This is a genomic window from Aquificaceae bacterium (assembly GCA_037481935.1).
GTDB lineage: Bacteria > Aquificota > Aquificia > Aquificales > Aquificaceae > Pampinifervens.
Window position 1 is genome coordinate 54,392 of record JBBFKQ010000003.1, and the last position, 23,347, is coordinate 77,738.

Below are 23,347 nucleotides of genomic sequence, written 5' to 3' on the forward strand. Positions count from 1 at the left end.
ATAGAATAAATTCAGATGAGGATAACCTACGACCCAGTGGCTGATGCGGTGTATGTTTACCTGAGGGAGGTGGAAACTGTTCGTGTGGCACGCACTGAAGAAATAGCTGAGGGTATATTAGTAGACTACGACCACGAGGGCAATCCCGTCGGCATAGAAATCCTATGGCTGAAGGAAAGGAAGGCAGACCTAAGCACCATAACCACCACCATCTACTCACATTCTGCAAGCGGATAGCTGAAGGGCGGTAGCTCCAACTCTCCGTAGGGAGTTCTTACCGGGTTCTGGAGCAGTTTTTCTATGAGCTTTAGCTTGTCCTCAAGGCTTTCCGCGGGCATACCGTAGATTTTGGCAAGCTCCTCAAGCTCTGGTGCTTTGCCCAGTTTTCTGGCTATCTCCCTTGCTATCACATACACCTTCTGGTCTATTTCGGGGTATATGTCCTTTATGAAGGTGACCACATCAGAGGAGTAAACAACTACCCTGTGAACCCTTGCCATGAGCTGAACCATCTGCTCCACCGTTGTCTGCTCGTAGATATTTACCTCTTGCCCGAATTTTAACCCAGCCATAAGCTTGCCGTTTGCCTCCTGAGCATGATATATGCAGTAAGTCTGTGGCACCTCTTCCCACCCGTGCTCCATGGCCACGCTGAGAAAGGCTCCCATAGCTTCTTCTCTGCTCTGGAATATACCGGTGAGCCTTTCAAAGTCTCCATCTTCTATAGTGGCCACCACAAGGGTGCAATCTCCTAGGGGGTATTTCTCAAAGGTGGGGGATAGCTCCTGCCAGTCTGAAAAGGGTTCAAGCCCCTTCAGGTCCTGCTGAACTTCTCTAAAAAGCTTCTGTATTTTCATTTTGCCCTCCTGACTGTGCTATAATTATACAGCTTTGACTCTTTTACTGGAGGTGGTATATTGAGCATCCTCGTTGAACTTGCAGGCAGAGCGAGGGAGATAGGCGGCGTCAGGGTTTACAAGAAGAACATAGAGCGTGTGCTTTCTGCTCTGCTCAGAAGCGGAGACTTCTGGGAAGTGGTGGACATGTCAGACCTTCCAGTCCCTGCTGCCTCTGGTATAGTGAAAACTCTGGTTGAGAGGGGCATAGCTTTTATAGATGATGAAGAGAACATAAGGCTTACCCAGAAAGGTTTTGACCTTGTGAGGGAACTGGGCATAGAGCCCTACGTGGATTACGTATGTCAGGCGTGCGAAGGCAGGGGCATACCCTTCTATGCAGACATAGACTTCTACAGAGAGTTTCTTCAGGTCACAAAGGACAGGCCAAAGGCCATAAGGGATTACGACCAGGGCTCTGTCACCCCTGAGACTACCGTTGCCAGGGTCCTCTTTATGGATTCAAGGGGCGACCTCAGGAACAAAGACATTCTAGTCCTCGGTGCAGAGGACGATCTGACGGGTCTTGCAGTTGCCCTTTCAAGGAAGGCACGCAGCGTGCTGGTTATAGATATAGACAAAAGGCTCATAGACTTTGACAATAGAATCTTCAGGGAGCTAAACATAAACAACGCAGAGGCAAGGGTCTGGGACCTCAGGAATCCCTTTCCTGAGGAGATACTCGGACATTACGATGTGTTTGTCTCAGACCCACCTGAGACACTGCCGGCTTTCAGGGCCTTTATAGGCAGGGGGATAGCAACCCTCAAGGAGGATGGCGGCGTCGGATACTTTGGTCTCACCCTCAGAGACTCCTCTGTCTTCCGCTGGAGGGACTTTCAGGTGGCGCTGACCACAGAGTTCGGTGTAGCTATAACGGACATAGTCCAGGACTTTAATGCCTACATAACATGGGATTATCATCCTGAAACAAAGGCGGCAGAGGTTGCCCCAGTTAAAAGACAACCCCAGGGCGTATGGTACAGGTCTGCGTGGTATAGAATAGAGGCTCTGCCCGGCTTTAAGAGGTGGAATGAGCCAATTTCAGAGGATGTTTTCTACCTTGATGAGGAAGGCTCCACCACTTGACACAGAACTTTATGTATGCTATACTTTATAAAGATTTAGCCCCCATCGTCTAGCCCGGTCCAGGACACCGCCCTTTCAAGGCGGAGATCGCGGGTTCGAATCCCGCTGGGGGTGCTTTACAAACATGAGCGAGAAGAGAGAAGAAAACACCCAGATAGACTATCAAGCAACAGATATAAAGGCAGTCACCGGTCTTCAACACGTTCGCCTCAGGCCCTCCATGTATATAGGAGACATAGGGGAAAGGGGCTTTCATCATCTAATATGGGAAATCCTTGACAACGCCGTGGACGAACACATGGCTGGCTATGCCAGCCATATAACAGTGATAATTCATGTAGATGGCTCTGTGGCTGTGGAGGATGATGGAAGGGGAATACCTGTAGACATTCATCCAGAGACGGGTATTCCTGCCGTTCAGATGGTCTTTACCATGCTGGGGGCAGGGGGGAAGTTTGACAAGAAGGTATACAGATACTCTGGCGGTCTTCATGGCGTGGGTGCATCTGTGGTAAATGCCCTCTCCGAGTGGCTTATGGTGGAGGTTTACAGGGAGGGCAAAATTTACAAGCAGGAATACAGGAGAGGAGAGCCACTTTACCCTGTGAAGGTGGTGGGTAGCACCACAAGGCGCGGGACAAAGGTGGTTTTCAAGCCTGACCCGGAGATTTTTGAAACTACAAAAATAAAGTTTGACATAGTGGAAAGACGCATAAGGGAGCTGGCATACCTCAATCCCGATTGCACCTTCAGACTGATAGACGAAAGAAGTGGCAAGGACATAACCTTCAGGTTTGAGAAGGGCATAGAGGACCTTGTGAGGTTTCTCTCTGCTGGCAAAGAGCCCCTCTTTGAGGAGATTATAAGAATCAGAGGAGAAAGAGACGGAGTTTATGCGGATATAGCCTTCAGTTATACAAAAGACTACAGGGAGTCTGTGGAGACCTTTGTAAACAACATAAAGACCCTTGAGGGTGGGACACACCTTACAGGCTTCAGGTCTGGGCTTACAAAGGCGGTTATGAAGGTCCTTCCCAGCATAAAGCTGCAAAAAGAGCTAAAGGAAACCATAACAGGCGAAGACCTCAGGGAAGGTCTTGTGGCAGTCATATCCTGCAGGGTGCCAGAGCCGCAGTTTGAGGGTCAGACAAAAACCAAGCTGGGAAACCAGAATGTAAAAAACATAGTGGAGTCCATAACCTACGAATACCTCTCTGAATACTTTGACACCAACAGAGACCTTTTCAGACTTATAGTGGAAAAGGCTGTGGAGGCTGCCCTTGCAAGAGAAGCTGCCAAGAAGGCAAAGGAGCTGGTGCGGAGAAAGTCTCCCCTTGAGGATTCCTCTCTTCCCGGAAAGCTGGCGGACTGCTCTGAAAAGGACCCCAGCAAGTGTGAGATATTCATAGTGGAGGGCGAATCGGCAGGTGGCTCTGCCAAACAGGGCAGAGACAGGAGAACTCAGGCAATCCTGCCCCTAAGGGGCAAAATCCTTAATGTGGAGAAGGCAAGGCTTGACAAGGTTTTCTCCAACGAAGAGGTCAGAACCATAGTGAGCTCCCTTGGCTGTGGCATAGGTGAAGACCTTGACACTTCAAAGCTAAGGTATCACAGAATAATATTGATGACGGATGCTGACGTGGACGGCTCGCACATAAGGACGCTCCTTCTTACCTTCTTTTACAGATACATGCCAAAGCTGATAGAAGAGGGGCACCTTTACATAGCTCAGCCGCCCCTTTACAGGGTCAAAAAGGGCAAGAAGGTTCAGTATCTCAAAGATGATAGGGAGCTTGAGGGCTTTCTGCTCAAAGCCCTTGAAGAAGAAGCATTGCTCACAGACAGCAATGGAACAGAGCTCAGGGGTGAGGCACTCCTCCAGGTCCTTAGAGAAATCAGAGATATTGAAGAAAGCTACAGGGCAATAGCAAGGCTCAAGGGTGAGGACATTCTCAGAGCCCTTCTGACCGCAGGGCTTACGGAGGAAAGCCTCAGAGATGCTTCAACCCTCAGCCAGAAGGTGAAAGAGCTGGAGAAAGAGCTCCCAGACATGGTCATAGATGTGCGCTATGACAGGCTTGAGGATGCCTATGAAATAGTCTTCAGAGACAGGCTTACGGGCAGAAGGGTAATGGTGGATGCGGACTTCCTTTCTTCTCTCTCTTACAGGTCCCTCCTTGAGGGCTCTAAGGTGAGGTTTCCCGTGAAGGTTTCTTACGAAAGGAAGACGGTGGAGATTGAAGCTCCTCAGGACTTTTATTCAAAGGTTTTTGAGCTCGTCAAAGAGTCCTTTGAAATACAGAGATATAAAGGTCTTGGGGAGATGAACCCAGAACAGCTCTGGGAAACCACCATGAACCCGGCCACAAGGAGGCTTCTGAAGGTTACCATAGAAGACGCTGCAGAGGCAGACAGGATATTCTCCATACTGATGGGAGAAGAAGTGGAGCCCAGAAGGGAGTTTATAGAGGCCTATGCAAGAGAGGTAAGGAACCTTGACGTTTAAGAGAATAGTAGTGGGCATAGATGGCTCAAGTGCTGGCTGGACTGCCAAGGATTACGCCTTTGAGCTGGGGGAGAAGCTATCCATTCCTGTGGTGGGCGTTCACATAATAGACAGCAGGCTTCTGGAGGAGAGCTTTCTGGAAGACCTTGCTGGCGTGCTGGGCTTTACCTATTATCTGGGCATATCCCAGAAGGTGAGAGATTTCTTTGAGGAGCAGGCAAATGCCCTGATTGAGGAGTTTCTCACTGAAGGAAGGCAGAGAGGAATAAGGGTTTCCTCTTTCCAGACGGTGGGAATTCCCTATGAGGAGCTTGTTAATCAGGTAGACCCGGAGGACCTTCTCATAATCGGGAGAAGCGGGAAAAGACCGGTGAGGGGCTTTCTTCTGAGCTCCACTGCAGAGGTGGTATCAAGAAGGAGCAGAGCTCCCGTTATGCTTGTGCCTGAAGAAAAGGCCCCAGTAAGCAATATATGTGTTGCCTACGACGGAGGAGAGGTATCAAAGAAGGTCCTGAAACTGGCAAGAGAGCTTTCAGGGATATACGGTGCCCGGCTTCATGCCCTCTACGTAGGAGAAGAGCCACCTGAAAAGCCCGAGGGAGTTGAGCTTCAGGTTGTGCCCGGGATACCGGAAGAAAGAATATTAAGCCACTGTCAGGAGACAGGTGTTGACCTTCTTCTTATGGGTGCTTACTCAAAGGGTAGGGTTAGGGAGCTTTTCCTTGGAAGCGTCACCAGCTTTGTGATGCATCACATAAACATACCCCTTCTTCTGGTGAAGTGATATGGGGAAGCTCTATGTGGTGGCTACGCCCATCGGAAACCTCAAAGACATAACCCTGAGGGCTCTTGAGGTCCTCCAGAGCGTGAACTTTATAGCCTGTGAAGACACAAGGAGAACCCTCATACTGCTAAACCACTACAACATAAAGGAAAAAAAACTCATATCCTACTACGAGCCCAAGGAAAGCGTGCAGGTGCCAAAGGTGCTCAAGCTCCTTGAAAAGGAAGACGTGGCGCTGGTGAGCGATGCGGGCATGCCATCCATTTCAGACCCGGGTTACAGGCTAATTAGAGCCTGCATAGAAAAGGGCATTCCAGTGGAGGTCGTCCCCGGACCAAGTGCAGTGCTTACAGCCCTTGTGGGCTCGGGCCTGCCCACCGACAGGTTTGCCTTTGTGGGCTTTTTGCCACGAAAGGGGCTTGAGAAGTTCTATGAAGAGCTAAAAGCTTATACAGACACTACCCTCATAGCCTTTGAGTCACCCAACAGACTCCTGAAAAGCTTGCAGGCGATGGAGAAAGTCTACGGTGGGGAGCTTCCCGTTTGCGTTGCCAGAGAGCTCACAAAGCTTCACGAAGAATACATCAGAGGTAAACTTTCTGAGGTGCTCAAAGAGCTGGAAGGCAGGGGAGATATAAAGGGTGAGGTGGTTGTGTCGTGGAGGATTTCATGACAGACCCACAGCTCCTTGACCGCTGGGATAAGGAATACTTCTGGCATCCTTTCACCCAGATGAAGGTCTACCGGGAGGAGGAAAACCTCATATTTGAAAGGGGAGAGGGCGTTTATCTGTATGACATAAAGGGGAGGAGATTTATTGATGCCATATCTTCGCTGTGGTGCAACGTGCACGGACACAACCACCCAGAGCTAAACAGAGCCCTCATTGAACAGCTTCAGAAGGTGGCTCACACCACCACCCTCGGAAGCTCCAACGTGCCTGCCATATTGTTGGCAAAAAGGCTCATGGAGATTGCTCCAGAGGGTCTTACAAAGGTCTTTTATTCGGAGGACGGTGCGGAGGCAGTGGAGATTGCCCTCAAGCTGGCTTATCAGTACTGGAGAAACATAGGAGAAAGGAGAAGGGTCTTTATTACCCTTTCGGAAGCCTACCATGGGGACACCCTTGGAGCGGTAAGCGTTGGAGGCATTGACCTTTTTCATGGCACCTACAGAGACCTGCTCTTTGAAACCATAAAGCTACCTTCACCCTACCTATTCTGCAGAGAGAGATATGGCGGGCTCTGTGAAGAGTGCAGGGATGAGCTTTTGAGCATGCTGGAGGAGACTCTCAAGAGCAGGGATGACATTGTGGCAGTTAGCCTTGAGGCGGGCATTCAGGGTGCAGCGGGCATGCTTCCCTTTCCAAGGGGCTTTTTAAGGGGTGTGAGAGAGCTAACGAGAAAGTACAACACACTCCTTATAGTGGACGAGGTGGCAACGGGCTTTGGAAGGACGGGAAGTATGTTTTACTGTGAGCAGGAAGGGGTTAGCCCTGACTTTATGTGCCTCGGAAAGGGCATCACTGGAGGATATCTTCCCCTTGCGGCAACGCTCACCACAGAGGAGGTCTTCAACGCCTTTCTGGGAGAGTTTGGAGAGCTAAAGCACTTCTATCATGGACACACCTACACGGGCAACAACCTCGCCTGTGCGGTGGCTCTGGCAAACCTTGAGGTCTTTGAGAAGGAGAAAACTCTGGAAAAACTCCAGCCCAAGATAGAGCATCTCTCAAAGAGGCTCCAGGAGTTCTGGGAGCTTCCCCACGTGGGAGATGTGCGACAGCTGGGCTTTATGGCAGGCATAGAGCTGGTAAAGGACAGAAGCACCGGCGAGAAGTTCCCCTACGGAGAAAGAACCGGCTTTAAGGTTGCTTACAGATGCAGAGAAAGGGGCGTCTTTCTCAGACCCCTGGGCGATGTGATGGTGCTCATGATGCCACTGGTGATAAGCCTTGAGGATATGGACTATGTGCTGGACACTCTCAAGTGGGCTATAGCTCAGCTTTGAACCTGTCCTTCAGTGTTTCTGTCTCCACAAAGAGCTTTTTTGAGAAGTCCACCACCACTTCTAAAAGTTCGCCAAGCTCTTCCGGGAGGTATGTGTGAGCTATCTTGTTTCTCAGAAGCCTCGCACTGAGCCAGAGCTCCGCATCTTTAACAAAACCCGCCCTCTAAAGCCTGAGAAGTCTGTTTCTCAGAGTGTCTGACTTTTTGCCAAAAAGATACAGCTCAAGGGTGGTAAAAAAGCTCAGTACGGTTTCCACAAACTTTTCAAACCTGAAGCTCATAGCATCATACCTTTCAAGCTCCTCCGGCTCATATTCCCTCTTTGGGTCGTAGGGTGTGTAGCCCTTTATGGAAGCCTCCAGAAGTCTTTTGCTTTTCAGCACATCTTCAAAGCTCTTCTGGACGAATCCTTTTTGCATTCTTCAGCATCTCTCTGAAAAAGGGCTTATCTCTGTAGACGAGCACGTCTATGTCCTGCTCGCATTCCATGAAAAACTTTGTCTGAACTCTGAGGGCGAGCTCTACGGGGTTTTCCGGCTTTGAAGGAATCAGCAATATGTCTATGTCCCCACCCCTGAGGTCGTCCCTCAGCCTTGAGCCAAAGAGATAAACCTCACCCTCAAAGCCTTCAAGTGCTTTCTTTAGAGCCCTTCTCTCCTCCTCCGACAGCCTCATCGCACAGCCTCAACAATTCTACCCTGTTTCCCCTGTCCGTCTCAAAGACTTTCTGGGTCTGTGTCTTTGCTCTGAGCACATAACCAAGGGCAAGAGGTCTGAGAGGGCTCACAGAAGTTATAACGCCTATGTCTTTGTCTTCATGCCTTATCTTCTCACCCTCTGAAAGCCCCTCACCTTCAAAGAGTGCCAGCACCCTCGGAAGCCTTCCCCTGTAGTGGACCCTTGCTATGGCTTCCTGACCCACATAACAGCCCTTTGTAAGGCTTATGGCATATTTTAGAAGGCACGCCTCAAGAGGGGAAAAGCCATCCTTTAACTCTTTGCCAAGCGCTGGCACGAGCCTTTCAACCCTGAGGTCTTCAAACTCCTCCTCAGAGAGCTCTTTTCCGGGAAGCTCCAGACCCGAGAGGTCTCCCACAAGGTCGTAGCCCTTCTCTCTGAGCCTTATGGGGTTGCAGGCTACAAGAACACCCTTCGCCTCCCTTACCTCACCCTCCTGCTGTGCAAAACCGAAGCGAGAAAGGAGAAACTCATCTACACCTTCACCAAAGACAAAAACATGCTCCATGCTGAGCACCTCAAAGTAAACCCTCATGGAGAGCTTAAGACGGTTGAACTCCTCCACCACCCTATCAGGGTCAAGGGGGGTATCAAGCAGGTAGCTGTCCCCCAGCCTGTAGACAAAAAATTCCCCTATAGGAAAGCCGTTCTGTCTGAGCCAGAGGTTGTAAGTGAGGGTGTTTTCTTTCATACCCTTTATGTCGTTGGTGAGCAGGTTGTGCAGGAAGGCGGTATGCTCTTCTGCCATGCCCTTTGGAAGTAATTTACCGGTTTTTCCGTAGACCTTTATCTTTCCTCTCCTTAACCTGAGCCATTGCATAGGTGAAAATTATCTGAAAAGCAGAACTCCCTTTCAATGACAGGGGTCAAGCCTACGTCTTTCTCAGCTTCACGAAACCATAAAGCACCATCAGGATGGTCAGTCCGGCCATCAGGTAGACTACAAACTCCTTCAAAAGATGTGGAACTACAAAAAGAAGGATTATGGCTGTGGCTATCATAAAGCCGAGGGTTATAACGCTCATGGCGAGTCTGTTTATATCTTTTCTAAGGTCTTCAATAAGCTTTTCCTCTCCAGTATAATCAACGGATACCCTCAGCTCTCCTCTCTCCAGCTCTCTTAAGAACTTCTTTGTCTTTGGCACCGCCTCAAGCCCCAGCTTCGTGAGCATTAGAGTGTTCTTCACAAACTCACTTTTTGTGAGCATGGGAAATATCATGCGCCTGAACCCCTTTTTCACAAGAGGCTCTATCTCCTTAACAAGCCTGAAGTCCGGGTCAAGCTGTATGGCAGTCCCCTCCGCAAGAGCGAGGGTTTTAAGAAGAAGGAATAGGTCTGAGGGCAGTTTCATCCTGTATTTGTAGGAAAGCCTCAGAGTGTCGTTCACTACCTTGGAGAGTTTGACCTCCCTCACGGGTTGCATAAAGTAGTAAGAAAAGAGTATTTCAAGCTCCCTGCTGAGGAATTTCTCGCTCCTTGTTCTCGCAGAAACTCCAAGATCGTAGAGGGCATCCATCACAAGGTCAAGGTCATTCCTGAGTATGCCATACATGAGCTGAAAGAGGTTTAGCCTGTCCATGTTGCTCACAGTGCCCACCATGCCGTAGTCCAGAAGGGCTATTCTTCCATCTTTCATGACAAGAAAGTTCCCCGGATGTGGGTCAGCATGGAAGAAGCCATCTTCAAATATCATCTTTATGTATATCCTTGCACCTCTCTTCGCAAGAGCCCTGAGGTCGTATCCCGCTTTTGTTAGTTCAGGCACGCTGTTTATCTTTATGCCCTCCACATACTCAAGGCACAGAACCCTCCTCGTAGTGTAGTCCCAATAAACCTCTGGCATGTAGACACCCCTGTAATCCTGAAAATTCTTTCTAAAGGTTTCACAGTTCCTCCCCTCCCTTATGTAGTCCAGTTCATTCCTTATGGTGTAAGAAAACTCCTCCACAAGGGACTGTATGTTCCACCTTCTACCAAGTTCTGTTCTTGAAGCTCTTTCTGCAAACTCTTCAAGTATGGCAAGGTCCTCTTCTATTTCCTTCTCTACACCGGGCTTCTGGACCTTGAGCACTACCTCCTTTCCATCCTTTAGCCTTGCCCTGTGCACCTGCCCTATGGATGCGGAGGCAAGGGGCTCATCCTCAAAGTATTCAAAGACCTCCTCCACAGGCTTGCCAAGCTCTTCTTCAATTATCCTCCTTATCTGCTCCGGTTCCGAGGGTGGAACCCTGTCCTGAAGTTTTGAAAGCTCAAGTATGTAGCTTTCTGGCATAATGTCTGGCCTAGTGCTGAGTATCTGACCTATCTTTATGAAGGTTACTCCAAGCTCCTCAAAAGCAAGCCTAAGATGTTCCTCCTCCCTGTAGGGCTCCTTCTTCTTTCTGTGTCCCATGACACCCCAGTGGAAGGGAAGTAAATAACCAAGTCCAGCTTTTGCCAACACAAAGCCAAAGCCATGCTTTGCAAGAACTTTTGCTATGTGTAGTTTCCTTCTGGTGTGTGCCATATTTAAAGCATACCTAAAACCCTATGACCTCTGCTATAATCTTTTAACCTAAAAATCTTCTGGAGGCAGGCATGAAGCTGCACGAGCATCAGGCAAAGGAGCTTCTGAAAAGATACGGACTACCCGTTCCAGAGGGAAGGGTTGCCTTTTCTCCACAGGAGGCTCTGCAGGCGGCAGAAGAACTCGGTGAGTTTCCCCTTGTGGTAAAGGCACAAGTGCACTGTGGTGGGCGTGGAAAGGCTGGAGGCGTAAAGCTGGTCAGGAATATGGATGAGCTTCAGCAGGCGGTAGAGGGAATGCTTGGCAAGGTTCTCAAAACCTTTCAGTGTCCCGATGGCAAGCCCGTCAGCAGGGTCTGGATAGAGAAGGCGACCAACATTGAAAGGGAATACTACCTTTCCATTACCCTTGACAGGGCGGTTTCAAAGCCCGTGCTCATGGCTTCTTCGGAAGGTGGTATGGAAATAGAGGAAGTGGCAAAGGAAAAGCCCGAAGCCATACACATGCTACACATAGACCCAGCCCTTGGTCTTATGCCCTCTCAGGCAAGAAAAATAGCCTTCAGACTGGGGCTTCCGGTAAACGAGTTTGTGAAGATAGCTCTGGCTCTATACAGAGCATACATGGAGCTGGATGCAAGCCTTGTGGAGATAAACCCTCTTGTGCTCACTAAGGAGGGAAGCCTTGTGCTTTTAGACGCCAAGGTGGAGCTGGATGACAATGCCCTCCTCAGGCACAGAGACCTTGAAGAAATTGAAGACCTCACCCAGCTTGACCCCCTTGAGGTGGAGGCAAAAAAATACAACCTCAACTACATAAAGCTGGATGGGAACATAGGCTGTATGGTAAACGGTGCAGGACTTGCCATGACCACCATGGACATAATAAAGCTTGCCGGAGGCGAGCCCGCCAACTTCCTTGACGTGGGTGGAGGAGCAAACGTGGAACAGATAGCCAACGCCTTCAGAATACTCATGGCAGACCCAAATGTAAAGGCAGTCTTTATAAACATCTTTGGTGGAATTCTGCGTTGCGACAGGCTGGCAAATGGTCTCATAGAGGCAGCAAAAATCGTGGAGATAAAGGTGCCCGTGGTTGTCCGCATGGAGGGCACCAACGTTGAGGAGGGAAGAAGACTCCTTGCAGAATCTGGGCTCAACTTCATAAACGCAGAGGACATGTGGGATGGAGCCAAAAAGGCAGTGGAGAAGGCATCTAAAGGAGGTTAGACCATGTCAATCCTTGTAGACAAAAACACAAAGGTAGTCGTTCAGGGCATCACGGGTAAAGAGGGCTCTTTCCATGCCACCCAGTGCAAGGCATACGGCACTCAGGTGGTGGCAGGTGTTACGCCCGGCAAGGCAGGTCAGCAGGTGGAGGGTATACCTGTTTTCAACACCGTAGAGGATGCAGTCAGAGAAACCGGTGCCAACTGCTCTCTTATATTCGTCCCTCCAGCTTTTGCAGGGGATGCTATAGTGGAGGCCCTTGATGCAGGCATAAGGCTTGTAGTCTGCATCACCGAAGGCATACCCGTCAGGGACATGATGATGGTAAAGGACTATATGAGGAAAAACTACCCTGATGCAAAGCTTATAGGACCCAACTGCCCCGGGGTGATAACCCCTGGAGAGGCAAAGGTGGGCATAATGCCCGGACACATATTTAAAAGAGGAACAATCGGCATAGTTTCAAGGAGCGGAACGCTCACCTACGAAGCCTCTTACCAGCTCACCCAGTATGGGCTTGGACAATCCACTGCCGTGGGCATAGGCGGGGACCCTGTGCACGGGCTTTCTCACAGGGATGTTATTGCCATGTTCAACGAAGACCCGGAAACGGAAGCCATACTCATGATAGGGGAGATCGGTGGAACCGCAGAGGAAGAGGCGGCGGAGTATATAAAGGGCTATGTAAAAAAGCCCGTCTTTGCCTACATAGCTGGCATAACCGCACCACCGGGAAGACGCATGGGACACGCAGGAGCCATAATAAGCGGAGGTAAAGGCACCGCTCAGGCAAAGATGGAAGCTCTCAGAGATGCAGGGGTTCATGTTATAGAAAACCCTGCCTTCATAGGTAAGAGAGTGGCGGAGACACTTGGCAGGCTATGATTAAGTTTATATTGATAAATTGAACCTGTGATATATTTTTTAAACTCAATCTTTTCAAAGGAGGTGTTAATATGGCTTTGAAGACTATGGTTGACCCAGACACCTGTACCTCATGCGAGCTCTGCTACGATAGAGTTCCAGAGGTTTACAAGAATAGAGGCGATGGCATAGCTGAAGTTGTCAGCCCCGGACCCGACGGTTGGATGATGGTGCCTGCCGAGCTAGAGAACGAGGTTAAAGAGGTTACAGACGAATGCCCGAGCGGGTCCATAATAACGGAAGAAGTTTAAGGATAAAGGTTGACATAGATACCTGCACCGCATGCGAGCTCTGCTACGACAGACTACCAGAGGTCTTCGTTGATAGGGGGGATGGCATCCCCCTCGTTATGATAAAAGTGCCCCTTGAGAGCGTCTACGGGGAGCTTCTTCAGGTAGCAGAGGACTGTCCCAGCGGCTCTATCATTCTTTACTGAGTTGGACAGGATTGTTTTTCTCGGAACTGCAGGCGGTAGAGCGAGCGTATTCAGGTTTTTGAGAAGGTCTGGAGGTTTTTTGCTCTTCCTTTCGGGAAACACAGTGCACGTGGACCCCGGACCAGGAGCCTTTGTTTATCTTCATCAAATGGGGATTGACCCGCGACATATTGACCTTGTAGTTCTCTCTCATATACATCTTGACCACTCCTCTGACGTGAACTCTGTGATAGAATCGGCCACCGATGGCGGAAAGATAAGGCGCGTGGCGCTGTTTGCTCCAAGGTCGGCCTTTGAGGGACAGCACAGAGTAGTTTTGCCTTTCATAAGAGAAAGGCTTGCAATGGAGGGCTTTCTGAAAGAAGGAGAAGAACTCTCCTACGGGACTGTAAATGTAAGTGCAGTTATGAAACATACCCATCACGGTGCAGAAACCTATGCCCTTCTGTTTAACCGTAAGGTCCTCTACGTATCCTGTGCTCTGTATGAAGACAGAATGCTGCAGGCATATCCCCATAATGTGGATTTAATGATTATAAACACCACCCTCTACAGGAAGACAAAGCCCATAGACCATCTTACCGTTGAGGATGCAGAAAAGCTCATAGCCAACCTGAAACCCAGGAAGGTTATACTTACCCATTTTGGGTATGAGTTCCTGACACAGCATGACCCAGAGAGGGTCGCTGAGGAATTATCCCATAAATACGGAATTCCCGTCCTTTCAGCAAAAGACTTCATGGAGGTAAGCCTTTAGTGCTTGAGCACCTCTTCCCCCAGCTGAAAAAATGGGCAGAGGAGTTTGTGCAGGAGCATGGCTATACAGCCCTCTTTTTGCTCTCCTTTACAGAGTCCATAATACAGCCGGTCCCACCCTACCCTTTTATAGTAAGTGCTCCCATATTCAGGCTAAGCCCCTATACTGCTGGGCTGGTTGCTTTTGCAGGGAATATACTGGGTGCTCTGGTTGCCTACTATCTTGCAAAGTTTCTTGGAGAGGCCTTTGTAAAAAAGATTTTTGGCAAAAGGCTGTATCTGAAGGGAGAAGCCCTCTTCAACAGATATGGCTTCTGGGCTGTTCTTGTGGGAGAACCTTACAAGCTGGTGTGCTGGCTTGCGGGGCTTTTCCACATGCCCCTGTGGAGCTTTATAGTGGCAAGCCTTATAGCAAGGGCACTGAGGATTGGAGTCTTCGTTCTCTTCGGGGATGTTCTGGAGAGGATTCTGAATTAATGGGTGCGGGAGGACTCGAACCCCCAACCGGGCGGTTATGAGCCGCCCGCTCTGCCATTGAGCTACGCACCCTCAGAAAAGATATTATAAAACCTCTTGACAAGCTTTGCAACCCTGTGGTAGAGTTTTGGAAACTAGGCCAGGGAGGTATAGTCATGAAGAAGTATATCTTTGCCATTGCCCTGGTGGGAGCTCTCTGCAAGCCCATAATGGACGCGTCTCCCATGGGTATAGGTGGGCCTTCAGAGGTCTCTTACCAGAGCGGTGAACAGCCCGGCGATGAAATTTTTGACGTTGATACGGTAAGCAAGATTATAGCCACTGAGATGTCTCTTGAAGAGGCCATGAGGGAGCTTGTCAATGTGAAAACCGTTGAGACTGTAAGACCAGACCTCTGGCCCGTTGTGGGTGTTATAACCTCCGACTACGGATGGAGAAATATGGGAGGAAGAAGGGAGTTTCATACTGGAATAGACATATCGGCACCCTATGGGACCCCAGTGGTTTCAGCGGCAGAAGGCAGAGTCATATATGCAGGATGGATAAGAGGCTACGGAAAGACTGTAATAATCTATCATGGTTATGGCTTTGCCACCATATATGCTCATTTATCAGACATCAAGGTTTCCTACTCAGACAGGGTTGTAAAGGGTCAGATAATAGGAAGTGTGGGAACCACCGGAAGAGCCTTTGGTCCACATCTCCACTATGAGGTTCTGAAATACGGAGTGAGGCAGAACCCCATAGCCTATCTGCCTTAGAGAAGCCCCCTTCTCTTCAGGGCATCTTCGTATATCCTTTTGTAGAGGTGATTCCACTCTGGAGTGCCTTCCACGATTCTCTTTGAGTAGGACCTTATCCTTTCTCTCACCTCTCTGTCTATCTCTTCTTCTTCCTTTACTGCCTCCATGAGTATTTCCCTTATCCTGTTTCTTATGATACCGGGCTCCTCGTATATCTCCACTTCAGGGTCTTCCATTATCATATCCCTTATCCTGTGGGCTATCTGGTTCATCCTCTCCCTTCTACTTGTGTGTATGTTCATCTCCTCTGCCAGCTTGCTCCTGACTGTTTTGTATGCTGTTCTGTAATCAAGACTGGTTTCTTCAAGAAGCTCAAGCTTTTCTTTGAGTATCTCCTTCGTTTTTTCATCAAGCAGTCTCTCCTGCTCCTCTGCTTCCCTGAATATGGCAACTATCTTTTTCTTAAAGGCATAAGGGTCCTCCGGCTCTATTATTCTTTCATTTTCATAAAGTTCCTTTAAAATCCTGTCTGCTATTCTCTCCACAAGCTTCTCGGGTAGCCTCATACACCGCCTCCTAAATCTTATCAATTATATCATATAAAACACTCAAGAAGGTTCATTACCTCTTGCGTATATCCACCGTCATCCTCGTTAATTATCAGAGGTTTTTCAATAACCGGGTATGGTCTTAGATTTTTTAAACCATGTATGCGCACTATTTTTGAGTTTTTATGCAGTTTTGGATAAAAAAATCTAAGGTGTGCTGCTTCTATTCTGTTGTTTTTCATGTGTATAATAGCATCTACCAGACGACCTGAAGCTATTAGAAGGTTAAAATGTCCTCCATCTTTAAGCAGAAAGCCTGCAGTTTTTATAAAATCTTCAAGACTTGTATCTGTCTCATGATGATACTGATTGTAGGTTGATTGTCCCCTATAGAAGGGTGGATTGGCAACTACCACGTTAAAACTCTGTGCCCCTAAAAAATCCCTTGCCTTTCTGAGGTCAAGCTCAAGAATATGAATTTTCTCTTCCAGTTTGTTGAGTATTACATTTTCTTTCAGAAGTTCAAGCATTAAATGGTCTCTCTCCATAGCCCAGACCTCACAACCATATCTGAGAGCTGTAAGTATGGAAAGAGCGCCAAAGCCTGCACCAAGGTCAAGAACTCTTGAGTTTTTCTTTATGCCCCTGAGGTTTGCCACAAAAAGAACTTCCACTATGGAGAGCCTGTGGGCTTTTGGTTGTCTGAACCTTACCTTCCCCCTGAAAAAAACAAACTCCTTAAACTCTTCCAAACCTCTCAACGAGTTCGAGCAGTGTTCTAGCCCTTTCCCTGACCTTTTCCCACTCTTCTATCTCCTCCATGGTCTGGGCTGTTGCCAGCTTTCTCATCGCCTGGTCAAAGAGCTCCTTCTCTTTACCCGGGTCAATATCCCCCATGTTGTAAGCTTCCTCTGCAAGAATTATGACCTTTTCTGGAGTCACATCCACAAAGCCATAGGTGACCGCAACACCGTTTTCCATCTTACCGTCAAAGTAAACAAGCCCGGGCTTGAGCATGGTCATGAGATACATATGCTTTTCAAGAACACCTATTTCACCCTCTGCAGTGGGTATGTTTACAGAGTGAACCTCCCTTGAAAAATGTAGTCCCTGGGGCGTTACTATTTCCACCTTTATCATGGCGTTAAAATTATACCATGAAGGTATATGCCCTCGGAAAACTCTCGCGCATGCTCTCCACAACCCTTTTCCACGCGATGGCAGAGCTGGGTTATACAGGACTTGTCCTCTGTGAGCCAGAAGACACTTATGTGAGTCTTGGTTACTTTGACAGGGCTCAGGAGCTCATAGACCTCAAAAGGTGCAGGGAGCTCAGCATAGGAATCATAAGGAGGCAGATTGGGGGAGGTGCAGTCCTGCTTGCGCCAGGTCAGGTTTTTTACCAGCTTATACTTCCAAAGAATCTGGTCCCCTTCAGGGTAGAGGACGCCTATAAGAAGCTCTCTCAGCCCGTCATAAGGGCTTATAATAGGCTCGGGCTTGAGGTGGAATACAGACCTATAAATGACCTTTTGGTGAAGGCATCACAGAGGAAGATAAGCGGGCAAGGGGCAGGAGACATAGGAAAGTTCTTTGTGTTTGTGGGAAACATTCTTATGAGCTTTGACCCTGACCTTATGGCAGAACTTTTTTTGCTTCCCCATGAGGCTCTCAGAGAAGAGGTCAGAGGGAGTCTCTGGGAAAACATAGGATGGCTGGAGAGGGAGCTGGGAAGGTCTTTCTCTTTTGAGGAGGTCTCTGGGGCTCTGCTTGAGGAGTTTGTGCAGGAGTTTGAATTTGATGGATACGCGGAAGTGCCCTCCGATGCCCTCGAGCTTGCAGAAAAGCTAAGAATAGATATGACCTCAGAGGAGACCATACTTGAGGACACGGGAAGAAGGCACGAAGCCATAAAAATAAGGGAGGGGGTGTATGTCTGGAAGGGCTAACCTATATTTTAAAAAACCATGCTGAAGACAGAAGAGATTAGAGAGCTCTACGAGAAGGATTTTTACAGATGGGTGCATGAAAACCTTGAGCTTCTGAGGAAAGGGGAATACGACCTCGTAGACTGGGAGAACCTTCTTGAAGAGGTTGAGTATATGGCGAGAAAGTATGAGGATGAGCTTAAGGAAAGGCTTGGAGTTTATATGGAGCACAGGTATAAGATAGAAAACTTCAAGAAACTTGCCGGGAACGAAACAGCCGGGTCTGGATGGAATAAAAGCATATTAAACCAGCTTGTTGAAATATCAAGAATACTTGAGGATAACCCGAGCCTCAGGAGTAAACTTCCGGGGCTTTTACAGCCCGCATGGGGTTACGCTTTAAAGAGGCTAAAGGCATGGCTTATCAGAAACAAGTTCAACCCAGAAGACTTCAACCTGCCAGAAATGTGTCCCTATGGCTACGAGGACATTATGAAGGATATTGCTAAATTTTAGACAGTGCTTTACGATAATAAGAAGAGGGAGGTGTAAATGTTTGGTGCTACCTTTGGCATAGTGGCTCAGGGGCTTGAACTTTTCAGAAAGTCTGCAGACATCAGAAACAGAAACATACTGAACGCCAACAATCCCGACTACGCCCAGGAAGACCCGGTCATAAAGAGCCTTGCACCCGTGGGTATAAGGCTGGAGGATATTCTCAGAAGTCAGAACTTTTACTACATGTCTCTGAGAAATCAGAAGCTCTCGGTGGTCTCCTCCCTTGACACCGCCATAAAGGGAAACTCTCAGATAGAAAACCTCTTTCAGGAGTTTACTCAAGGGCTGGGGGGTAGCGAATACATAAACCGCTTTTTCACCGCCTACCAGAACCTGATGAAAGAGCCCACAAACGAAGGAGCAAGAAGTGAACTCTTAAACTCTGCCCAGAGCCTTATTTCATACCTGAAGGACAGAAGAAAGGACATGGACAGAACCCTTGCCAGCACGGACTATGACATGAGGCAATACATAGGCAGGATAAACACACTCACAAAAAAGATTGCTCAGATAAATCAGGAAATACTCACGGGCTATGCCCAGACTTACGCAAGAGGAAGAGATTACAAAAATCTTCTGGATGAGAGAGATAGATATCTCAGAGAACTGTCTGAGCTTATAAACATACAGGTTCAGGAGGATAATATGGGCAGGGTAAGGGTGGAGACAAGCCAGGGCTTTGTGCTTGTAGAGGACAGATACAGCTGGGAGCTGAAATACGACTCTGGAAGCAGAAGAGTTATGTGGAAGTCAAAAGATGGTTCAGAGGTGGACATAAGCGGTCTCATAAGCGGAGGAAAAGTCAGAGGGCTTCTGGACTTTCAGAAAGACCTTCTGGATTACATAAACCAGCTTGAGGGGATAGGCAAAAAGCTCATAAGCGAGGTAAAACTGCCCCTTAACGCACAGGGAACGAACAGCTGGTTCTGGCTCAGAAATGTAAGCGACCCAACTGCACCCCTTGGCTTTTCAGGAAGCATAACCTTTAACTTTCCCGGTGGCCCTGTGGTTATAAGCTACAACTCCACAGACAGCCTCAACGACATCATAAACGCCATAAACACAGACCCAACCCTCAGCCCCAACTTTACCGCAAGCCTTGTTCCAAACCCTGACGGAAGCTACACCATGCAGATAACAGCCAGCGACCCCAGCTATACTGTAGAGGAGAGCAACAACCTTATTCAAAGGTCTGAACCCCTCTTTACAGGAACGGGAATAGGGGACATGGCTCTGAACCCCAACATAAACACATACGTGCAGAACCTTGATTACGAAAAGGCTGACGAGTTTATGGACTTTTCAAGGAGCTGGTGGGAAGGTGTAAAGGCTCTATACAATGGGCTTGTAGATAGAGTTGCCTCAAGGCAGAATGACCTCAAAACAAAGCATGAGATAGAGAGGGCACTCCTTGACTCTCTGAACGCAAGGCTTCAGGAGATGCAGGGGGTTTCAATAGACAATGAATTTATTGAACTCATGAAGCTCCAGAGGAGCTACGAAGCCCTTGCAAGAACCATAAACGCCATGGATGAGATGCTTCAGGCAACGCTGAATATGGTGTGAGGTGAGAGGCCATGAAGGTGCCAGATAACCTGCTCTTTTCCCTGTTTCAGGAACAGGATGCAAGGATAAGAAAACAGCTTTCAGAAAAATCTCTTGAGATTGCCACCGGCAGGAAGTATCAGAGTATATCCGACGAGCCATCAGCCACCTACAATGTGCTTGAGCTTAAAAAAGAGATATCCCAGCTTTCTCAATATGCAAAGAACAGGCTGTTTGCGGACACAGCTCTGAGCTATTCAGACTTTAACCTGGGGAAGATAGAAGACAGTCTGAAACTCCTTTATGCAAAGACCATACAGGCTAAGAATCAGACGCTTCAGCCAGACCAGCTCTTGGCAATAGGAGAACTCTTTTCCTCAAGCCTAAGGTCTCTTCTTGACAGAGTAAACGACCAGCTGGGAGGAAACTACATCTTTGGAGGTGCAAGTCTTACTCAGAAGCCCTTTGATGATAACACACTTGAATACAGAGCTTCTTCAGAGGGTTTTAAGGTGTGGCTTTCAGACAGCTACAGGGTTGATGCCCTTCTGAACGGGGCAGAGACCTTTGGTCTCAACGTGGCAATCTCAAGGGCAACCTTTTCAAGCCCTGGCACAAACTTCAGCAACTCTGGCACTTTGAATATAACGGTGGGAACCACCACCATCAGTGTAAACTACACCACGACCCAGACACTGAATGACCTCGTAACCCTTATAAATTCCAACTACTCCAGCACCCTTCAGGCGAAGGTCAGCCAGAACCCAGATGGGACTTACTCCCTTATGCTTATGCCTGTGGATATAGGTAAGGAAACATTTGTCTCTGACACCAGCGGTGGTGACTTTGATGTGGGTGCAACGGACTTTTACTCTCCTAACTTGCTTCAGGCAGTAAAAAGGGTGGGAGACAAGCTCAGCTCCGCACTCTATCCGGATGACTCCGACCTTATGCTGCTACAGAGAGCCTTTGATAGGGTCGCCTTCAGAAGGTCTCAGGTGGGTGCAGTCCTCTCTCAGGTAAAGAACCTTCAGCCTGTGCAGGAAAACCTCACAGACAACCTGAATAAACAGAAGTCTGACCTTGAAGATGCAGAGCTTTCGCAGAGCATAATGGACTACACGCGCTACAGGCTTGCCTACGAAGCCCTCATGCGTATAGTGGCAGACCAGAGGGATATGAGCATTATAAGATATCTGAAATAACCTCCAACTTAAGAAATTCCTATGACCGTAAACCTTTGAGGTTATATTTCTGAGCACTTTTACAGACCTCTCTCTCAGTCTGCCCCCTTAACATTCTAAAAGTCATTATAAAAAACTTGACATAAGTTTACTAAAGTTTTATATTAGATAACACATTCTGGAAAAAGGAGGTGCCTTATGGCGGAGAAGATAATAGGTATAGACCTTGGAACTACCAACTCGGTGGTGGCTGTGATTATAGGAGATGAGCCAGTGGTAATAGCCAATCAGGAGGGCTCAAGGCTTACGCCCTCTGTTGTCTCATGGACAAAGGAAAAAGAGGTGCTGGTGGGTGAGCCTGCAAAGAGGCGTGCCATCCTTGACCCAGAGAACACCGTCTACGAGTCTAAAAGGTTTATAGGTAGAAAGTATGAAGAGGTGCTTGATGAGGCAAAGAGAGTTTCCTACAAGGTGGTGGCGGACGAAAAGGGCGATGCCAGCTTTGAAATACCCAACATAGGAAGGACTGTTCGCCCGGAGGAGGTAGGTGCTCAGGTGCTCAAAAAGCTCAAAGAGGCTGCAGAGGCATACCTTGGAGAAAAGGTCACAAAGGCGGTAATAACCGTGCCCGCTTACTTCAACGAGCGTCAGAGACAGGCAACAAAGGATGCCGGTAAGATTGCAGGGCTTGAGGTGCTAAGAATCCTCAACGAGCCCACCGCTGCAGCTCTGGCATACGGGCTTGACAAGAAGAGCGATGTAAAGATTCTTGTCTATGACTTTGGAGGAGGAACCTTTGACGTCTCCATCCTTGAAGGTGGAGAGGGCGTTATAGAGGTAAAAGCTACCGCAGGAGACACTCACCTTGGGGGTGCCAACATAGACGAAAGAATCATGGAGTGGCTCATAGAAGAGTTCAAAAGAGAAACAGGCGTTGACCTCAGAAAGGACAGGACTGCCCTTCAGAGGCTCAAAGAAGCCAGCGAGCAGGCAAAGAAGGAGCTCTCCTTCAAGCTGGAGACTGAAATCAACCTGCCCTTTATAACCATAGACCCATCCACCAACCAGCCATTGCACCTTCAGAAAAAGCTCACAAGGGCAAGGCTTGAGGAGATGATAAAGGACCTTGTGGACAGGACTATGGAGATAGTAAAGAGAGCCCTTGAGGATGCCAAGCTGAGACCTCAGGATATAGACGATGTGGTGCTGGTGGGAGGTTCCACGAGGATTCCTCTGGTCCAGCAGAGGATAAAGGACTTTTTTGGGAAGGAGCCCCACAAGGGCGTAAACCCCGACGAGGTGGTGGCAGTGGGTGCTGCCATACAGGCTGGTGTTCTATCTGGGGAAGTAAAGGAGATACTGCTAGTAGATGTGACACCTCTATCCCTGGGTGTGGAGACCTACGGTGGGGTTATGACGGTCCTTATACCCAGGAACACGCCCATACCTTACAGAAAGTGTGAAACCTTCACCACCGCCAGCGACTATCAGACAGAGGTAGAGGTTCATGTGCTTCAGGGCGAGAGACCCATGGCTAGGGACAACAAGTCTCTGGGTAAATTCTATCTTACCGGCATACCACCAGCACCCAGAGGCGTTCCAAAGATAGAGGTGTGCTTTGACATAGACGTGGACGGTATTCTTCATGTGACGGCAAAAGACCTTGGCACGGGTAAAGAGCAGTCCATAAGGGTTCAGGCATCTTCGGGACTCACGCAGGAAGAGATAGAGAAGATGGTAAAAGAAGCCCAGCTTCACGAGGAGGAGGACAGGAAGAAAAAAGAACTCGTGGAAGCCAAGAACCAGCTTGACCAGCATGTTTACAACCTTGAAAAGGTGCTGAAGGAAAACAGGGATAAAGTGCCCGCAGACGTGGTCTCTGAGGTAGAAAAGGCTATAGAAGAGGCAAAGAGGGTATTTGCCAGCTCACAGGATGTGCAGGAGGTAAGAAGGGCCACAGAGAAGGTGCTTGAGGTAGCTGGAAAGTTAGGAAGCTATCTTTATCAGGGACAGGCTACGCAGAAGGGTGAAGGTGGAGACGTAATAGAAGGCAAGCCCATGTGATATAATAAGACCGCCTATGGCGGTCGCCCTTCCTTTTCTCATAATTCTTCTTGCCTTAGAAACTGCATTATCTTATGAGAAAAAGATAAGGGAAAACTGGTCAAAGTTAGCCTATCCTCAGAAGGTTTATCAGCTATACGGTCTTCTGGGCTTCAGATGCATATGGTATTGTGATGGCAGAGCTACGGAGAACTTTCAAACCCTGCAGAGCATACTCAGGGAGGTTGTCCACCTGGACTTGACCCCAGAGATTACAGACCGGTTAAAGACCTTGACCCAGAGCTTGCCACAAGCGACAGCCTGCTCAGGCTTGCATACGACCTCTACTATGGTAGGACAAGACCCTCAGAACTCTACAGGGGCTGGAGCGTTCCAAAAAGGCAGGACAGGGTTGTTGAAAAGGTTGCAGCTCTGATAAGGGAAGAG

Annotated in this window: 27 protein-coding genes and 2 tRNA genes; 20 read left to right on the plus strand and 9 right to left on the minus strand. The window is 48.5% G+C overall.

From position 1 onward, the window contains the following. Positions 1-15 precede the first annotated feature (15 nt). Positions 16-237 (plus strand): DUF2283 domain-containing protein, encoded by a 222-nt coding sequence (locus WHS43_03430; GenBank protein ID MEJ5338690.1) that lies wholly within the window; start codon positions 16-18, stop codon positions 235-237. On the opposite strand, the gene WHS43_03435 is transcribed toward WHS43_03430, so the two are convergent. Further along, positions 213-857 carry a hypothetical protein gene (locus WHS43_03435; protein ID MEJ5338691.1) on the minus strand — a complete coding sequence of 215 codons (645 nt, stop codon included), beginning with the start codon at positions 855-857 and terminating at the stop codon, positions 213-215. The two genes, WHS43_03430 and WHS43_03435, sit on opposite strands and share 25 nt — an antisense overlap. Before the next feature lie 60 nt (positions 858-917). On the opposite strand from WHS43_03435, the gene WHS43_03440 reads away from it, so the two are divergent. From WHS43_03440 to bioA, 6 genes are all read left to right on the plus strand, one after another. Beyond that, complete coding sequence (locus WHS43_03440; GenBank protein ID MEJ5338692.1) at positions 918-1,985, plus strand: bis-aminopropyl spermidine synthase family protein; 1,068 nt, start codon at positions 918-920, stop codon at positions 1,983-1,985. A 38-nt stretch (positions 1,986-2,023) separates the two neighbouring features. Continuing rightward, a tRNA-Glu gene (locus WHS43_03445) sits at positions 2,024-2,099 on the plus strand. A gap of 10 nt (positions 2,100-2,109) precedes the next feature. Then, entirely contained in the window at positions 2,110-4,491 is a 2,382-nt protein-coding gene (gyrB, locus tag WHS43_03450) for a DNA topoisomerase (ATP-hydrolyzing) subunit B (GenBank protein MEJ5338693.1), read from the plus strand. Continuing rightward, positions 4,481-5,275 (plus strand): universal stress protein, encoded by a 795-nt coding sequence (locus WHS43_03455; protein ID MEJ5338694.1) that lies wholly within the window; start codon positions 4,481-4,483, stop codon positions 5,273-5,275. The genes gyrB and WHS43_03455 overlap by 11 nt, the downstream gene beginning before the upstream one ends. Before the next feature lies 1 nt (position 5,276). Beyond that, positions 5,277-5,948, plus strand: a complete 672-nt coding sequence (rsmI, locus tag WHS43_03460) for a 16S rRNA (cytidine(1402)-2'-O)-methyltransferase (protein ID MEJ5338695.1) — start codon at positions 5,277-5,279, stop codon at positions 5,946-5,948. Further along, a complete protein-coding gene (gene bioA / locus WHS43_03465) occupies positions 5,945-7,285 on the plus strand; it encodes an adenosylmethionine--8-amino-7-oxononanoate transaminase (protein MEJ5338696.1) in 1,341 nt (446 codons plus the stop codon). The genes rsmI and bioA overlap by 4 nt, the downstream gene beginning before the upstream one ends. 163 nt (positions 7,286-7,448) lie before the next feature. On the opposite strand, the gene WHS43_03470 is transcribed toward bioA, so the two are convergent. Genes WHS43_03470 through WHS43_03485 form a run of 4 tightly spaced genes read right to left on the minus strand, consistent with a single transcriptional unit; the run spans position 7,449 to position 10,529 of the window. Beyond that, a complete protein-coding gene (locus WHS43_03470) occupies positions 7,449-7,703 on the minus strand; it encodes a hypothetical protein (GenBank protein ID MEJ5338697.1) in 255 nt (84 codons plus the stop codon). Further along, entirely contained in the window at positions 7,672-7,959 is a 288-nt protein-coding gene (locus tag WHS43_03475; protein ID MEJ5338698.1) for a nucleotidyltransferase domain-containing protein, read from the minus strand. The genes WHS43_03470 and WHS43_03475 overlap by 32 nt, the downstream gene beginning before the upstream one ends. Further along, entirely contained in the window at positions 7,913-8,842 is a 930-nt protein-coding gene (locus WHS43_03480) for a folate-binding protein (protein ID MEJ5338699.1), read from the minus strand. The genes WHS43_03475 and WHS43_03480 overlap by 47 nt, the downstream gene beginning before the upstream one ends. 52 nt (positions 8,843-8,894) lie before the next feature. After that, entirely contained in the window at positions 8,895-10,529 is a 1,635-nt protein-coding gene (locus WHS43_03485; GenBank protein ID MEJ5338700.1) for a lipopolysaccharide core heptose(II) kinase RfaY, read from the minus strand. Positions 10,530-10,600: 71 nt separating this feature from the next. On the opposite strand from WHS43_03485, the gene sucC reads away from it, so the two are divergent. From sucC to WHS43_03515, 6 genes are all read left to right on the plus strand, one after another. Continuing rightward, complete coding sequence (sucC, locus tag WHS43_03490; protein MEJ5338701.1) at positions 10,601-11,758, plus strand: ADP-forming succinate--CoA ligase subunit beta; 1,158 nt, start codon at positions 10,601-10,603, stop codon at positions 11,756-11,758. A gap of 3 nt (positions 11,759-11,761) precedes the next feature. After that, positions 11,762-12,643, plus strand: a complete 882-nt coding sequence (gene sucD, locus WHS43_03495) for a succinate--CoA ligase subunit alpha (protein MEJ5338702.1) — start codon at positions 11,762-11,764, stop codon at positions 12,641-12,643. A 71-nt stretch (positions 12,644-12,714) separates the two neighbouring features. Beyond that, the gene (locus WHS43_03500; GenBank protein ID MEJ5338703.1) at positions 12,715-12,933 is read left to right on the plus strand and encodes a ferredoxin; all 219 of its coding nucleotides are present in this window, start codon (positions 12,715-12,717) and stop codon (positions 12,931-12,933) included. Continuing rightward, a complete protein-coding gene (locus tag WHS43_03505; GenBank protein ID MEJ5338704.1) occupies positions 12,897-13,118 on the plus strand; it encodes a ferredoxin in 222 nt (73 codons plus the stop codon). Before WHS43_03500 ends, WHS43_03505 begins: the two co-directional genes overlap by 37 nt. A gap of 1 nt (position 13,119) precedes the next feature. Next, on the plus strand, positions 13,120-13,875 hold the full coding sequence (locus WHS43_03510; protein ID MEJ5338705.1) for an MBL fold metallo-hydrolase: 756 nt from the start codon (positions 13,120-13,122) through the stop codon (positions 13,873-13,875). Beyond that, the gene (locus WHS43_03515) at positions 13,875-14,351 is read left to right on the plus strand and encodes a VTT domain-containing protein (protein MEJ5338706.1); all 477 of its coding nucleotides are present in this window, start codon (positions 13,875-13,877) and stop codon (positions 14,349-14,351) included. Before WHS43_03510 ends, WHS43_03515 begins: the two co-directional genes overlap by 1 nt. Here WHS43_03515 and WHS43_03520 read toward each other — a convergent pair. After that, a tRNA-Ile gene (locus WHS43_03520) sits at positions 14,352-14,423 on the minus strand. Positions 14,424-14,506: 83 nt separating this feature from the next. On the opposite strand from WHS43_03520, the gene WHS43_03525 reads away from it, so the two are divergent. After that, positions 14,507-15,112 carry a M23 family metallopeptidase gene (locus WHS43_03525; GenBank protein MEJ5338707.1) on the plus strand — a complete coding sequence of 202 codons (606 nt, stop codon included), beginning with the start codon at positions 14,507-14,509 and terminating at the stop codon, positions 15,110-15,112. Here WHS43_03525 and WHS43_03530 read toward each other — a convergent pair. The 3 genes from WHS43_03530 to atpC are packed head-to-tail and all read right to left on the minus strand — an operon-like array spanning position 15,109 to position 16,782. Then, on the minus strand, positions 15,109-15,660 hold the full coding sequence (locus WHS43_03530; GenBank protein ID MEJ5338708.1) for a DUF507 family protein: 552 nt from the start codon (positions 15,658-15,660) through the stop codon (positions 15,109-15,111). The genes WHS43_03525 and WHS43_03530 overlap by 4 nt on opposite strands. Before the next feature lie 29 nt (positions 15,661-15,689). Beyond that, positions 15,690-16,394, minus strand: a complete 705-nt coding sequence (locus WHS43_03535) for a methyltransferase (GenBank protein MEJ5338709.1) — start codon at positions 16,392-16,394, stop codon at positions 15,690-15,692. Next, positions 16,381-16,782: an ATP synthase F1 subunit epsilon gene (gene atpC, locus WHS43_03540; protein MEJ5338710.1), complete on the minus strand. Its 402-nt coding sequence runs from the start codon at positions 16,780-16,782 to the stop codon at positions 16,381-16,383. The genes WHS43_03535 and atpC overlap by 14 nt, the downstream gene beginning before the upstream one ends. Positions 16,783-16,799: 17 nt before the next feature. Between atpC and WHS43_03545 the strand changes: the two genes are divergently transcribed. The 6 genes from WHS43_03545 (at position 16,800) to WHS43_03570 (ending at position 23,336) form a co-directional block, all read left to right on the plus strand. Beyond that, complete coding sequence (locus tag WHS43_03545) at positions 16,800-17,591, plus strand: lipoate--protein ligase family protein (GenBank protein MEJ5338711.1); 792 nt, start codon at positions 16,800-16,802, stop codon at positions 17,589-17,591. 18 nt (positions 17,592-17,609) lie between these two features. Further along, positions 17,610-18,086 carry a DUF29 domain-containing protein gene (locus tag WHS43_03550; protein MEJ5338712.1) on the plus strand — a complete coding sequence of 159 codons (477 nt, stop codon included), beginning with the start codon at positions 17,610-17,612 and terminating at the stop codon, positions 18,084-18,086. A 36-nt stretch (positions 18,087-18,122) separates the two neighbouring features. Then, positions 18,123-19,694, plus strand: a complete 1,572-nt coding sequence (gene flgK, locus WHS43_03555) for a flagellar hook-associated protein FlgK (protein MEJ5338713.1) — start codon at positions 18,123-18,125, stop codon at positions 19,692-19,694. 11 nt (positions 19,695-19,705) lie between these two features. After that, positions 19,706-20,878 (plus strand): flagellar hook-associated protein FlgL, encoded by a 1,173-nt coding sequence (gene flgL / locus WHS43_03560; protein MEJ5338714.1) that lies wholly within the window; start codon positions 19,706-19,708, stop codon positions 20,876-20,878. A gap of 177 nt (positions 20,879-21,055) precedes the next feature. Then, positions 21,056-22,921 (plus strand): molecular chaperone DnaK, encoded by a 1,866-nt coding sequence (gene dnaK, locus WHS43_03565; protein ID MEJ5338715.1) that lies wholly within the window; start codon positions 21,056-21,058, stop codon positions 22,919-22,921. 16 nt (positions 22,922-22,937) lie between these two features. Beyond that, complete coding sequence (locus WHS43_03570; protein ID MEJ5338716.1) at positions 22,938-23,336, plus strand: hypothetical protein; 399 nt, start codon at positions 22,938-22,940, stop codon at positions 23,334-23,336. Positions 23,337-23,347 lie beyond the last annotated feature (11 nt).